Genomic DNA, 12,868 nt, shown 5'->3' with positions numbered 1-12,868 from the left:
TCAGAGATAACGGGCGATCGCCCGAAGCTCGGCGCGATCGGTCGCCGAGCCCTCGGTGTCGAGGCAATGGTCCATGTGATCGTGGATCAGCGCGCGCTTGGCGTTCGCCACGGCCTTCTCGACTGCCTGGAGCTGCTGGGCCACCGCGAGGCAGGGCTTGCCGGCCTCCAGCATCTCGATGACCGCGCGCAGGTGACCGTCGGCGCGTTTCAGCCGAGCGATCAGGGCGGGGTGACTTGCGTGAGCGTGGGATTCCAACATATGCTGATGCTATCCCCCCGGGGAGGATAGAACAAGACGCCAGGCAAGGCGTCGCGCAGTCGAGGCGAGTGGACAGGCAGACCCGATGATCTCCTTGCGGACAATCGGACAAGGCGCGCTTGCGGGGCTTCTCGGCCTCGCGATCGTCATCTGGTCCGTGATGCCCGCGACCTCGCATGCCCCGGCGATCTTCGAGACCCTCCAGGACCACGCCGAGATGATGGCGGAGCATGGTCACACCCATGGCCTCGAGGAAGATCTCTACTGGGCGATGCACGGGCACAGCCACGACAGCGCCGACCACGACCACAGCCCTGCGGTGCTGACCTTCACTGCCTCGACAGGGGCGTTCGAGGTTTACAGGACCGCCTGGCGGCTCAGGTCGGACACCGTGCGGCGAAGGCCCACCTTCCTGATCGAGCGACCTCCACGCGGCTGATCGGCCACGCGCGTGTATGCGCGCATCGCACTGATCGACCAAGACACAAGTGGAGACCATCCATGACTACAGTCCCCCGGGGCTGGAGCGAGCCCGGCATGCGCCGGACCGTCCTCCTGTCCCTTATCGCGCTGGCCGCGCTTCTCGTGAGCGCGGGCCACGCGGCCGCCCACAACGTCACCGAGGGTGACGCGGGCTACATCCAGGAGATCTGGGGGGTGAACATCATCCCCTTCATGTATCTCGGCGCCAAGCACATGGTGACCGGATACGACCACATCCTGTTCCTGCTCGGCGTCGTGTTCTTCCTCTACCGGATGAAGGACGTGGGCATCTATGTGAGCCTCTTCGCGCTCGGCCACTCGACCACGATGCTGCTCGGCGTCTGGTTCGGCTGGGGCGTGAACGCCTACATCATCGACGCCATCATCGGCCTGTCGGTTGTCTACAAGGCGCTCGACAATCTCGGCGCCTACCAGCGCTGGTTCGGGGTGCAGCCGAACACCAAGATCGCGACGCTGATCTTCGGCTTCTTCCACGGCACCGGCCTCGCCACCAAGATCCTCGACTACGACATCGCCTCTGACGGGCTGCTGGCCAACCTGCTGGCCTTCAACGTCGGCGTCGAGCTCGGCCAGGTGATGGCGCTCGCCGTGATCCTCATCGTCATGGGCTATTGGCGCCGGTCCCCGAACTTCTTCCGCCAGGCCTACACCGCCAACGTCGTCATGATGTCCATGGGCTTCATCCTCATGGGCTACCAAATCGCCGGCCTTTTCCCGGCCGCCTAACCTTCGTCCTCAAGCAGCAAAGCGATAGGACCAGAAAGGAATAGCATTCTATGTTCAACGGACAAAAACCCAGCCTCGACGAACTGCCGAGCTCGGCCCAGCTGACCCGCTCCACGCTGATCGCCGCCGCCTCGGCCGCCGCGATCCTCGTGGGCGTAGTGCTCCCTGCCGAATACGGCATCGACCCGACCCGCATCGGCAGCGTGCTCGGTCTTACCGAGATGGGCGAGATCAAGACCGAGCTCGCCGAGGAAGCCGAGGCCGATCGTCAGATGGACATGACCATCGACGAGCAGTCGAGCCTCCTCGACGACCTCCTCGGGATCTTCGTCGGCACCGCGCATGCGCAGACGGCGGTGGAGACCGAAGAGACCGGGGAAGCTGCGGAGGCTGAGGCTGCCGACGCCTGGCGCGACGAGATCACCTTTACGCTCGCGCCTGGTGACACGGCCGAGTGGAAGCTGGTGATGGAGGAAGGGCAGATCGCCGAATACGTCATGACCATCGAAGGCGGGCGCGTGAACTTCGACCTGCACGGCCATGGCGGCGGCCAGTCGGTGACCTACGAAAAGGGCCGTGGCTCGACTGGGGCCGAGGGCACCATTCCTGCCGCGTTCGATGGCGAGCATGGCTGGTTCTGGCGCAACCGCGACGACCAGGATGCCACCGTGACGCTCCAGCTGCGCGGCGAATACGCCGAGTTCAAGGACGTGAGCTGAACCAGAGCTGCCATTCCCGCACCGCGCGGCGAATGGCAGCTTGCCGCCCAATCCGACGCCCACCACCGGGTCAGAACTGACCTGACCAGGCGAGAGCAATCTGTGGCACTTCGCCTCGGATCTCGACGGCCATGCCGTCTCTCGCATTCTCATCGGGCCGTACGATGATGGCTCCCAGTATTTCGCCGAGCAGCCGGTTCGCCTCCACCATCTGGTCGCTCTCGGCCAGAAGCTCATCGAGCTGTCGCACCTTGTGCTGGTAGATGGCCTTCATCTCCTCGGGTGTCGGCATGAGAGCCTTTTGCCGAGGTATCCGTGCTGCCTCGATCTCGAGGCGAAGGCGCTGGCCTTCCTGCTCCCGGTCCGCCAAGCGCGCCCGTAGGGCTTCGCTTACGTTGTCACCCTCGAGCTGGTCGAGCAGGCGCTCGATCTTGCCTGTGACCTTGTCGAGCTGGCCTTGAAGGTTGGCAAGCGAGCTTCCTTCCCCGGTCGCCTCCTCGGCGAGCAGTCGAGTGACCTCCGCCGTGAACTGGTCGGCAAGGGCAGGCGTCAGCAGATCCGCGCGCAGCCGTGTCAAGGCACGTGCCTCGAGTTTGCCCCGGGTGATGGTCTTGCTGTTCGAGCAGACCGAGATCCCCTTGGACTTCCTGTTGTAGCAGCCATAGCGGTCCTTGCCGATAAGGGTATAGCCGCCTCCACAGCAGCCGCATTTGACAAGCCGAGACAGCAGGTACTTGGCACGATGGCTCGTGTTGAGGGGGGCGGCCTGGTCCGTATGCGCGGCATGGGTCGCTTCGAGACGATCCTGCACGATGTTCCACACCTCGTCATCGACGATCGCGAGTTCGGGGCATTCACCCCAAACGATGTCCTGCTCCCCGCCAGGCCGTGACAGGCGATTGCCGGTATCCGGGTCGCGGGAGAAGCGGTTCCGGCCGTAGACGATGTTGCCGATATAGGCCTCGTTCCGAAGCAGGCCGTCACGCTTCCTGGCGTTGCCGCGGAGCGTGCTGTCGCACCATGCGCTGCCGGACGGCGAGGCGACGCCTTCTTCGTTCAGGTTCGACGCGATCTTCCGCGGCGAAAGACCACTGGCATAGTCATCGAAGATGCGCCGCACGACCGCCGCTTCCTCAGGATTGATTTCCCGGTTCAGTCCCTTGGCTTCGACGATGCGGTAGCCGTATGCGTAGCCGGCTGCCACACGCCCCCGAGCGGTGGCCCCGCTCTGCCCGCGCCTGGTCTTGTCCGCAATCTCACGTGCTTGGAATTCGGCGCATGCGGCCAGGAAGGGCAGAAGCTTCCAATCACACTTGCCTCCATTCGCAGCGTATAGATCGACACCCCGGCTTTCGAACCAGTCTGCGATCTCATGGATGTCGCGGGCGCGGCGGCCAATTCGGTCGATACTTTCCACGATGATGGCCGAGATCCCGCCCCGGGCAACGTGAGCCTTCAGGTTCATCATCCCCTGACGTCTCGCTATTGGGGTTCGTCCAGTGGCCGCTTCGTCTCGATAGACACCCGCGACCTCGAAATCGCAGAGGCGCGCCGTCTCATGGCATAACGCAATCTGATCTTCACAGGAGTACTTGCTCTGTTTGTCAGAGGAATAGCGGGCGTAGATCACGACCTTCGGCCTTCCAACGGGAGCAGTGGCCGCTGGCTTTCCTGCGGCTGCGGCACGACGAGCCTTTCGGTTCGGCAGGATCACCTGGTGGTCTTCTGCGGGGGTTCGGAGAAAGCTCGCGCCATCGGCGTTCTGCCGGCGTCCATCCAGCGAGGCAGCGGCGGTGCGGGTTGCACGGGTCGAAGTGGTCATGCCACGGAGTCCTTCTTGCGGGCGGCCACGTAGGCCTTGGCCATGACGGTCACGAACGCCGTCAGGCGGATGTTGGTGGAGGTGGCGCCGCCGGGGTTGTCGTTGGCGGCAGTGAGCGTGCTGGGCTTGGTCGTCATTTTCGATCTCCAGATTTTTCCCCCACCTGTGCGGTGGTAATCTGTAAATCGTGCGATCCGTTTTCCCGCGGAAACGACGACCGTAAGAATCTTCGTTCGAACCGAAAAAAGTTGGCGCGCCGACATCCCAGCAGCAGGAGAAGTGTCGTCGGCGCGCCTGCGCCGCCTGATCCGGGGCGGCGCATCGATGGCCGGGGGTCCGGCCTCAAGGGTGGCACGCCTTCGAGGGCGTGCCATGTGCGTTACCGGTTTGCAGGGCGTGCCAGCTGCGCGGTTCGCCGTCGGCCCGAGGCCAGGATCTGGTCGAGATCCCGCCGATCGATGACGGCGTCGATGGCGTCGCGAAATACTGACAGTTCACTACGGAGCGTCGCCAGCCGGAGCGCCTCCGGCGGCCAGTACGTCTCGATCCAGCTGAGGCCCGAGACGTCGCATTCGTCGTCGGACCAATTTGCCACCTGCACGATCAGGCGACCGATCTCGTCGTTGAGGTCTTCGATGAGTTCATGCAGATCCCACGCCACCGCGGACTCGAAGATCTCGCGGCGTTCGATCGCGTCGGCGATGGACCGGGCGAGCTGTCCGGATCCGCCATGCAGCCTGACGGCGGAGTTTCCCCGCAAGTGGGGCAGGGCGCTCCGGCTCTGGGCGAGGGCATGCGCGGCCAGCGCCTCGATCGAGGACAGCTCGGCGCCTGTCGGAGTGCACGAGCTCATGCGTGATCTCCCGTTTGGAGCGATGCAGGTCGGCTCGGGTCTCGGGGTTCGAGGGCGAAGTCGCGACCTCGAACGAGGACCTTTCGGCGGAGCGGTCCGCGCGTGCGGCGCCTCTCATCGCGGATGTCCCGCAGCGCGTGAATGCGGCCCCGCACCTCGTTCATGCGCTCGTAGATCTCGCCGTCGATGCGGCCGAGCACGGGCGACTCCAACTGCCGGTCGAGCACGAAACCGCTATGCGTCAGCGCGACGAGGAGGCGCCGCGCACCGACGAAGCGGGTGGGCTCGTGCAGCCCTGCCGCGATGTAATCGGCACGCTTGCGGACATGCACCGCGTCGCCGACGTTCGACTTGCGCCGCGAGGTCGTGCCGTAAGCCAGCAGCGCGTAAGTTTGGTCGCCGATCTGCTCGATGTCGAGCACCAGGCAGGGGCGGGCCTTCGGCTTCGCGGTCTCGCCTTCCTCGGCGAGCGGGAACTTGAAAAGCACGATGTCCCCGTGGCTCAGATGATCCCGCCAGGCGGCGCTCATCCGCGGGTCGTATTGCAGTATGTCGAGCATGTTTGCTCTCCTTGTCAGCTTCGTTGCCGACACGCCCGAGCGGCCTTCCTCTCTCACCTTTCCGGCCGAGGTCGTCCGTCGTGCGCGTCACAAAGCGCGCGCACGGCGGAGGAGCCTTGGCCTCCTTGCGGGATCCCGTTTCAGACCGATTGCACATGCCTCGACGGGGCGCCGTTCTTCGCCGTCAGGCGATTTCGGGAGAGCGTCGAGAGGGTGAGGCAGCAGAGCGACCCCGGTGGGTGTCGCGGCGCTGCCGGGCCCTTTCGACCCGGCGCGGGGAGCGCGAGCAGGCGGGGGTTTGGGGGAGGAGTGCGGAACGACGCTCTCCCGGGAGCAAGGGGGTGTTGGGGCAGTGCGGAACGATGACCCGAGCCCGCCGGGAGGCGCCAGGGGGTTGGAGGGGGAGCGGCGAGCGATGACCCTGCCGCCCTCCGCGCAGGAGCCTCCCGGGCAGGGCCCTCGGAGAGCCCCCGGAGGGCCGGCGCGTATTGAGCCCCGAAGGGGCGTCTCGCAATACGCAAAGTCGGTCCCTACACCTTTTCTCCCGCAGCCCCGCAGGGCTGGTTTCGAAAGGATGTCCCGACGGCCCGGTTCGTTTTTTGCATCACCCTCGAGGGACTAATTCCGCGTCGACGCAATCACTCGGCACGGAAAGAACACAGGAATGCAGGGCTATCAATTTGCTCACATGGAGACATGGTCCCGTCAAGGCGGCGCGGTTCAGAACGGACGCCAGGAAACGGTGCGACGCAATGGGCAGCGCAGCTGGTCGGCGCAGCAGATCATCGACGAGGCAGAGCGCGTCCCGGATGCCTGCGAGCACGTACCCTATACCGGCCGAAAGCCTCTGGTCTTGGAGGGCACCTGCCGCTCCTTCGACGAGTTGCGAAAGGCGCACGAGGCGGCCTCGACGGTCAAACTTTCGTTCCCCTATCGGGACAAGAAAACCGGCAAGACCTCGACCCGGCGGCGCCAGCTGCGGGCGGACACGCACAGCCTCTATACCTCGGTCATCTCGCTGCCGGTGACGGCCGAGGAGGCGCTCGCCGACCCGGAGAAGATGCGCGAATGCATGAGCGTTTTCCGTATGGCCAAGACGTTCGAACAGAGCCGGATCGAGGCCGCCGGTGGCGAGTTTGCGATGGCGGTGATCCACTACGACGAACATCATCTGCACATGCATCTTTACGGGCTCGACCGGGTCCGCGGCTCGGTCAATGCACTGCATCCGGGACGCGCGGCACTGGACGATTTCCGCAAGCGACATGGCGCGCGATGCAAGCGCGGTACCGACCTGTTTCAGCAGTCCAAGCGGGCCTACTGCGATGCGATGCGAGAGTGGCAAGGCGACCTGCATCGGGAGGTGTTTTCCAAGGTCGGACTGCTGCGGTACGGGCCGAAGCGCGAGCGTCTGACCCGCTCGGACTACATGAGGGCGATGCAAGCCGCCGAGGAGCGGGCACGCACGGCCGTCGATCTGGAGGACAGCCGGAACCACAGAAAAGCCCTCTCGGGCATCGCTGCCCTGCTCGACGAGCGGGAAGCGGATATCGATGCGCGTGAGGGCGATCTCGATGCGCGGGAAGCCCAGCTCACGGATCTCACTGCATCGCTTGATGAGCGCAGCGAGAAGCTGCGGGAGGCAGCCGAGAAAACGGCCCTGGAAGCCAAGGAAACAGCAGCAGCCACAGCTGGCCTCACTGCTCGCGAAGGCGCGTTGAATGTCCGGGAGGCCCAGGCTGCGGATCGCGAGGCCAAGGTGCAATGCCGAGAGGAGAAGGTGGATGAGCGAGACAAACTCAGCATGAAGCGCGCTACGGAACTGGATGCCTCCCTGGCGACGGTCGAGGCGATGACGGCGGGTCTTGCCGTATACGATGAGACCAGCACGAGCCCCGGCATGCGCTCGACCGCGGCAGCCAGGAACGACAGTGCGTGGCCCGATATCATGGCACGAATGAAAGCGGCGCCCGCAGCTGCGTGGGCAACCGCGGGACGCATTAGCAGGAGCCTGAGTGAAGCTCGCGCGAAGGCGGCCGCTGACGGGCTTGCGGATGCACGCGCGTCAGCCCGCAAAGAGTTGCGCGACGCATTTGAAGCCGTCCGCAAGGCCTCGGACGCCTTCGGCGCAGTGCATCAGTTTGCTCTCCAGATCATTGATCGGTTGACCGGCAAAGACGACCGCGCGACCGCCAGGCAGAACTTGGAGGAGCTGACCAAGAAGGCTGTGAAAGAGACCGTCGCGGTCCATGCCAGAGTGCCGAGAGCTGGTCTTGGGGACGAGGCGATCGAATGAACTCAGATCGCTCCTCTCGGCGGCTTGGGCGGGGTCGGCAGGATGAGAGACGGCTGCGGCGCCGCTGCACGCTGCAAAGTCTCGTTGGCCGCTCGGAGAGTGCTGATCTCCTCGTAAAGGACATCGACGAGGTCCTGCAATTGATCGCGATCCTTGCAGATGTCATCCAGCGCTTTGTCCAGCGCGGTAATCCGCCTGTTCAAGGGCTCCACGGCTTCACGGGCAGTGCACTCGCGGATCTTGGCCAGTGCCATTCCGTGCATACGATGGACTTCGGTCATCTCCGCCGACATCGCTTCAGGGGCACCCTCGAAGAGGGGAGGGCAGTTGTCGTTCGCTCCAGAAACATGCCGCAGCCAGGCCTTCCAGTGTGTTGAGGGGTGCCCCCTGCAATCCAGCGCCCTGTACAGGCTGGCTTGGGTCGGCTCGATGCCTTGCATGCGCAGGGTCATGCCTGCTGCAATGATCTCGGGCTCGGAATAAGCGGGTTTCTGAGGCATGACGTTCTCCTAATCGCTGGTGATCAGGAGGTTGGTTCAGCAGCGTCGACGCCAAAATATTGCATGGCGGACCCGAGACCGCAGCATGCTCATGCTCATGCTCATGCTCATGCTCATGCTCATGCTCAATCGAGGTGCGAACGGCCCTAAGCGGACATTCAACGAGGAGTAGATGCTGTGACGCAGCGACATTGATTGCCTGTTTTATCGCCTTTCAGTTAGGAACGTGTTGAGACACGCTCCGAGTGCTGCAATTCGATTGGGTGAGGACCACTCTCCGCAGCGTTATAACGGGCCGGGAGCACTCCTCAGTTTTTGCCGGATCGACGCTCCCTGGGCAATACTCGCACCCAAGCAGGATGACTGACCACCATGGTAATTGCGCTGACACCCATCCGAGAGCGTGAGCTATGGTCTGGGTCCACTTGGAGGATCGAAGACGAAAATGCTTTGGCAGGGCTGCTTGCTCGCGTGGCCATTGGCCAAGCCCGAGTTGCTGAGCGCATTCTGCACGAGGACAGTTTAGTTGACATCAATTTCCCAATGGGTGGCTATGAAAGTGCGCGGAACCTACTCAAACTTGGCCCAAGTGGTGATCCGGCCCATCGTGATGGTTGGATGTTCCAAGTGATTTCGTGGATTGCCGCGCACCGCGCAGGCAGGCCGGGCATGATCCGGTCGCCACATATGCGACATGCGGACAAGGGCCTCGATGGGCTCTTGGTTGAGTTCGACGACACGGAGATCGCCCGGGTAGTGGTCTCTGAGGAGAAGGCAACGGGGAATGCTCGAGCTATGGTTCGGGATCGGGTTTGGCCCGAGTTTCAAGACTTTGAGACGGGCAGACGGGATGCCGAACTCATCGATGGTGTCTCAACGTTGCTTGCGGGTGCTGGGCATCCTAATCCCGATGCCGTGGTGGCCGCCATCTTGTGGACGGAGAAGCGGGCCTACCGGGTTGCGGTAACGATCGACGACACGCACGCTTCGGAGAAAGGCCTCAAGGCTCTCTACAAGGGCTACGAGGCGGCAGTCGCCGGCGCGATCGACCGTCGCCGGGCGGAGGCCTTCCAAGTTCAGAATCTCCGGCCCTGGTTCGAAACTATCGCCGTCAGGGCAACCGCCATCATCAATGCCGAGGAGGCCGCCATCAATGTATGACGAGAGGACGGCCGATCTGATCCGATCCGCCCCAGACCTTCCCGGCCTCGATCGAGATCGGTTGCCGGAACAACTGTCGCAAGCGTTTGCCGAGATCGTGTCGGCCCGCATCGTATTGCGCGATACCGAGACTCCTGCGGGCGACATCAGCGAGACCATCGTTTTTGCGCGTAAGCTTGCCGCGACCAATGAGGTGTTGGTTACGACGAGTCCTGAGCGCGAAAACCGTCGCGCTGCAAGCTTCGTGGCAGCGTCCGCGCATCAGCTTGTTCACCAAGCCGAAGCTCTTCTGGGCTTGGCTCCGAGGACTACTGTATTCACAGCGGACGCGATCAGTTCCGACGTCTCCGCAATGCTGCTTTTTTTGATCGCAGGCTCGTCTGCCGACGCCACCGAGGTCGCGCGGGCGCTTCGGTCACAGGCGGAAGATCGGCTTCAGCACGAACTCGTACTGAACCTTGGCTGGTTAGCGCGTGGAATGATTGGGACAATCCTCAACCAAGAGCGACGTCCGGTCACCGAGCTGGTCGCTGGCGAAGGCGTCGATGGCACGCGAGCCGCGAATGCATTGTACCATCGACTTCTCGAAGGCGTCCGTGCCATCGCGGCTGTTTTGGGAGGCATTCCGGACGCGGATCGGGACCGACCTGCCGCGATCTTTCGTGGCGTCGCCAAGTCAGCGAAACCAGACGATGCCATTGCAATCGAAGGCTTGCCGCCGATGCCGATTGCCTCGTTTCCAGGTCCGTTCCACTTGGCGCGGCTTCTCGAAACGGCGACTTCGGCACTTCTCGAGGCGGCAGTCATCAATATCAATCCGCCGGACGGTGTGCCTGCGGATCGCTGGCATAATTCGATGGCACGAATCGCGAAGAAGAGGCCTTACCTCTGGACTAACCATCTTGCCGCAATCAGGGCAGGCTATCTCGAACCGGGGACATCCTGTGCTGTTGGCTTTCCAACGGGCGCAGGTAAATCGACTACCGCTCAGCTGAAGATCCACGCAGCTCTCCTGCGAAACCTAAAGGTGGTTTTCCTCGCGCCGACCCATGCGCTGGTCGATCAGACGGCCCGGGATCTGCGGGCCGCCTTCCCGAACACCAATGTTAAGGGACAGCGGGCAGAGGAGTTTGAGGAAGGCACGCTGCTCGAAGAGCTGCCTGACATACTCGTCATGACCCCGGAGGCATGCCTCTACGCGAGTCACATCGAGCCTAATAGCTTCGCGAATGTCGGATTGCTGATCTTCGACGAATGCCATTTGATTCATCCGAAGACTGACGGGGATCGGCGAGCCATCGACGCGATGCTCTGCCTAATTCGCTTTACGCGAGTCGCCCCGGAGGCTGACCTCGTCCTCTTATCCGCGATGATGAAGAACACGGCGGAAATTGCTGAATGGCTTGGGGAGCTGACTGGGGTAGAACTGAAAGGGCGTCGATCAATTCCCCTTGACGACGTTTGGAAACCAACCCGGCAGTTGCGGGGCTGCGTCGTCTACCAAGCAAACGAGATCGAACATCTGAACCAGAAAATTGGGGAGGCGTGGAGGAACAAGACGACAAAATTCCCGCCTGTAGGGCTCAAGAGGGATCTAAACGCGTCCCCATTAGGACTGTTCAGTCTGAAACAGACATGGGCCTCGATGAAACGCGACGATTACGCCCTGCTTTCGCTCTTGGATCATCAGGTTCGGCTGACGGCGAACAACTACTGGAGCCTCACCCCAAACTCGGGCGAGCTTGCGTCGCACATCGCGGCATCGGCATCGAAGGCTGGCCTCCGGACCCTCGTTTTCTCTCAGTCAATCCCGAACGCATGGTCTATCGCCAAAAAGGCATCGGCGCTCATCGACGCTCCACCGACCGAACTCACTACAGCCGAAAAGGACCTATACGAGACGGCAGTTGATGAAATGGGCGACGCGGGCGGTGTATATCTCGCCGTCGAGAACGGTCTTCTGCAAAGCGCCGCTACGGCGCATCACGGCCTTTTGCTTCCTTACGAAAGAGATTTGGCGGAGAGGCTTTACGGTAGGGACGACGGCCTGCGGGTACTCGCAGCGACCCCGACCTTGGCGCAAGGAATGAATCTTCCTGCCGATTTGGTGATCATCGCTGAAGACAGTCGCTTCGATCGTGAAACGAAACGTCGCGATCTTCTTGATGCCGCTGCGTTGCTGAATGCCGCTGGGCGGGCAGGACGCGCGGGTCAAAGTGCGTCGGGTATCGTGCTGATTGTTCCTGGAAAGGTTGTTCCCCTGTCAGATGAAGAGGGAACGATTGGTGAGCAATGGACGCAGCTTCGGGAGGTCTTCAGCCAGTCCGATCAGTGCTTGGTGCTCGAGGACCCATTCGAAGCCGTCATGGACCGTGTCCATCACAAGGCGGAGGACGCCGGAGATCTGGAGCGGTATGTCGTTAGCCGTCTAATGGAAACGCCCTCAGATGGCCAAGACGGAGGCTCGCCTCGGGTCGATCTGTCCCGAAGCCTCACGGCGTTCCTAAAGCGTAAGGCGGGTGACGAACAGTGGGTCGCGAGCCGTACGGAGGCCGCCCTGTCTGTCATGTCCGGCGCCGATGAAGATGCTGTCATGCTGGATCAGAGATACCGAGACCTCGCCTCCATGGTGGGTCTCCCAGAGGACGTGCTCAAAGCTTTGTCTGACGCGCTTGCCGACGCCCAAGATGACATGGCAAGCACGGTGGCCGGGATCTGCGCGTGGATGTTCTCATGGATGAAGGCCAATCCGCGTCACCTTTTCCGAATGATTAAGCCCTCGACCTTCGAAGATCTCTTTGGGAAGACCTATGGAGACTTGGAATCGGATGAAGAGAAAGCGAGGTACGCGGTCCCCAAGCTTGAGGCGATGCTGCAACAATGGATGGACGGCGCGCCACTGAAAGAAATCCAGCAGACGGTATCGCCGAATAGAGCTTCGGCGGAGTTCTCGCCCGACGCACGCAAGTTTGTCATTCGCATGATCCCCGACTTGGCGCACGTGATGGGTTTGCCTTCTCGTATAATGCAGATATTCACGTTAGGAGGATCTGAGCCGAATACGGTGGAAGGTGCTGGCCCCCTCCTCCTCGCTCATGTCTGCGTTCGACGAGGGCTTCGAGATGCAGAGATGGCAGCATTTTCGATGTCGGCGGGAGGTTTACCTCGAAGGGCAACCCATCGCGCGTTCGAGGAGGTGCGCCCGCATGTGGCTGCATCAGAAAGCGGTGAGACGCTCGAAAATCTCAAGGAGAGGGTTCGCGCGGGGAAGAACCTCAAAGAAGCTGTCGAAGCGGTCTCAAATATTGACTTGGGTCCATTCGGCAACCCTCATTAGTGACAACGAGGCTAAGAGAGCGGCGAGCAGGTGCAGCGAACGACCGCTTTCCGCCGATTCCGTGGAAAAACTCCCGTTCGCGAGCGCAGAATAACGGCCATTGGAAAGAGCGCGAACGCCTGTCCCGTC

The 12,868-nt window shown here is 62.4% G+C and carries 12 protein-coding genes; 6 read left to right on the top strand and 6 right to left on the bottom strand.

Annotated elements, in window-relative coordinates; all coding sequences use genetic code 11:
- Positions 1 to 261, bottom strand: a complete 261-nt coding sequence (locus tag O4G76_RS17700; RefSeq protein ID WP_269398567.1) for a metal-sensing transcriptional repressor — start codon at positions 259 to 261, stop codon at positions 1 to 3.
- 85 nt (positions 262 to 346) lie between these two features.
- Here O4G76_RS17700 and O4G76_RS17695 point away from each other — a divergent pair, with 85 nt between their 5' ends.
- The 3 genes from O4G76_RS17695 to O4G76_RS17685 all read left to right on the top strand — a co-directional run bounded on the left by O4G76_RS17695 (position 347) and on the right by O4G76_RS17685 (position 2,210).
- On the top strand, positions 347 to 700 hold the full coding sequence (locus O4G76_RS17695) for a hypothetical protein (RefSeq protein WP_269398566.1): 354 nt from the start codon (positions 347 to 349) through the stop codon (positions 698 to 700).
- 62 nt (positions 701 to 762) lie between these two features.
- Entirely contained in the window at positions 763 to 1,491 is a 729-nt protein-coding gene (locus O4G76_RS17690) for a HupE/UreJ family protein (RefSeq protein ID WP_269398565.1), read from the top strand.
- A 50-nt stretch (positions 1,492 to 1,541) separates the two neighbouring features.
- Complete coding sequence (locus tag O4G76_RS17685; protein ID WP_269398564.1) at positions 1,542 to 2,210, top strand: transmembrane anchor protein; 669 nt, start codon at positions 1,542 to 1,544, stop codon at positions 2,208 to 2,210.
- 70 nt (positions 2,211 to 2,280) lie between these two features.
- Here O4G76_RS17685 and O4G76_RS17680 read toward each other — a convergent pair whose 3' ends face one another.
- The 4 genes from O4G76_RS17680 to O4G76_RS17665 all read right to left on the bottom strand — a co-directional run bounded on the left by O4G76_RS17680 (position 2,281) and on the right by O4G76_RS17665 (position 5,445).
- On the bottom strand, positions 2,281 to 4,032 hold the full coding sequence (locus O4G76_RS17680) for a recombinase family protein (RefSeq protein ID WP_269398563.1): 1,752 nt from the start codon (positions 4,030 to 4,032) through the stop codon (positions 2,281 to 2,283).
- Entirely contained in the window at positions 4,029 to 4,169 is a 141-nt protein-coding gene (locus O4G76_RS17675) for a hypothetical protein (protein WP_269398562.1), read from the bottom strand. The genes O4G76_RS17680 and O4G76_RS17675 overlap by 4 nt, the downstream gene beginning before the upstream one ends.
- Positions 4,170 to 4,411: 242 nt before the next feature.
- Positions 4,412 to 4,885 (bottom strand): hypothetical protein, encoded by a 474-nt coding sequence (locus O4G76_RS17670; RefSeq protein ID WP_269398561.1) that lies wholly within the window; start codon positions 4,883 to 4,885, stop codon positions 4,412 to 4,414.
- A complete protein-coding gene (locus O4G76_RS17665; RefSeq protein ID WP_269398560.1) occupies positions 4,882 to 5,445 on the bottom strand; it encodes a hypothetical protein in 564 nt (187 codons plus the stop codon). The genes O4G76_RS17670 and O4G76_RS17665 overlap by 4 nt, the downstream gene beginning before the upstream one ends.
- Positions 5,446 to 6,109: 664 nt before the next feature.
- Between O4G76_RS17665 and O4G76_RS17660 the strand changes: the two genes are divergently transcribed.
- Complete coding sequence (locus O4G76_RS17660) at positions 6,110 to 7,741, top strand: hypothetical protein (protein WP_269398559.1); 1,632 nt, start codon at positions 6,110 to 6,112, stop codon at positions 7,739 to 7,741.
- A gap of 2 nt (positions 7,742 to 7,743) precedes the next feature.
- Here O4G76_RS17660 and O4G76_RS17655 read toward each other — a convergent pair whose 3' ends face one another.
- Complete coding sequence (locus O4G76_RS17655; protein ID WP_269398558.1) at positions 7,744 to 8,241, bottom strand: DNA-binding protein; 498 nt, start codon at positions 8,239 to 8,241, stop codon at positions 7,744 to 7,746.
- A gap of 372 nt (positions 8,242 to 8,613) precedes the next feature.
- Here O4G76_RS17655 and O4G76_RS17650 point away from each other — a divergent pair, with 372 nt between their 5' ends.
- Both O4G76_RS17650 and O4G76_RS17645 read left to right on the top strand, forming a co-directional pair.
- Positions 8,614 to 9,402: a hypothetical protein gene (locus O4G76_RS17650; RefSeq protein ID WP_269398557.1), complete on the top strand. Its 789-nt coding sequence runs from the start codon at positions 8,614 to 8,616 to the stop codon at positions 9,400 to 9,402.
- The gene (locus tag O4G76_RS17645; RefSeq protein WP_269398556.1) at positions 9,395 to 12,739 is read left to right on the top strand and encodes a DEAD/DEAH box helicase; all 3,345 of its coding nucleotides are present in this window, start codon (positions 9,395 to 9,397) and stop codon (positions 12,737 to 12,739) included. The genes O4G76_RS17650 and O4G76_RS17645 overlap by 8 nt, the downstream gene beginning before the upstream one ends.
- Positions 12,740 to 12,868 lie beyond the last annotated feature (129 nt).

Source organism: Limimaricola sp. G21655-S1, from assembly GCF_027213785.1.
GTDB lineage: Bacteria > Pseudomonadota > Alphaproteobacteria > Rhodobacterales > Rhodobacteraceae > Limimaricola.
This window is presented reverse-complemented; position numbering and strand designations above follow the sequence as displayed.

What these genes read in the sequence shown, in the direction of transcription:
- O4G76_RS17700 (WP_269398567.1), bottom strand. Translation starts at nt 261, where the DNA reads ATGTTGGAATCCCACGCTCACGCAAGTCACCCCGCCCTGATCGCTCGG.
- O4G76_RS17695 (WP_269398566.1), top strand. Translation starts at nt 347, where the DNA reads ATGATCTCCTTGCGGACAATCGGACAAGGCGCGCTTGCGGGGCTTCTC.
- O4G76_RS17690 (WP_269398565.1), top strand. Translation starts at nt 763, where the DNA reads ATGACTACAGTCCCCCGGGGCTGGAGCGAGCCCGGCATGCGCCGGACC.
- O4G76_RS17685 (WP_269398564.1), top strand. Translation starts at nt 1,542, where the DNA reads ATGTTCAACGGACAAAAACCCAGCCTCGACGAACTGCCGAGCTCGGCC.
- O4G76_RS17680 (WP_269398563.1), bottom strand. Translation starts at nt 4,032, where the DNA reads ATGACCACTTCGACCCGTGCAACCCGCACCGCCGCTGCCTCGCTGGAT.
- O4G76_RS17675 (WP_269398562.1), bottom strand. Translation starts at nt 4,169, where the DNA reads ATGACGACCAAGCCCAGCACGCTCACTGCCGCCAACGACAACCCCGGC.
- O4G76_RS17670 (WP_269398561.1), bottom strand. Translation starts at nt 4,885, where the DNA reads ATGAGCTCGTGCACTCCGACAGGCGCCGAGCTGTCCTCGATCGAGGCG.
- O4G76_RS17665 (WP_269398560.1), bottom strand. Translation starts at nt 5,445, where the DNA reads ATGCTCGACATACTGCAATACGACCCGCGGATGAGCGCCGCCTGGCGG.
- O4G76_RS17660 (WP_269398559.1), top strand. Translation starts at nt 6,110, where the DNA reads ATGCAGGGCTATCAATTTGCTCACATGGAGACATGGTCCCGTCAAGGC.
- O4G76_RS17655 (WP_269398558.1), bottom strand. Translation starts at nt 8,241, where the DNA reads ATGCCTCAGAAACCCGCTTATTCCGAGCCCGAGATCATTGCAGCAGGC.
- O4G76_RS17650 (WP_269398557.1), top strand. Translation starts at nt 8,614, where the DNA reads ATGGTAATTGCGCTGACACCCATCCGAGAGCGTGAGCTATGGTCTGGG.
- O4G76_RS17645 (WP_269398556.1), top strand. Translation starts at nt 9,395, where the DNA reads ATGTATGACGAGAGGACGGCCGATCTGATCCGATCCGCCCCAGACCTT.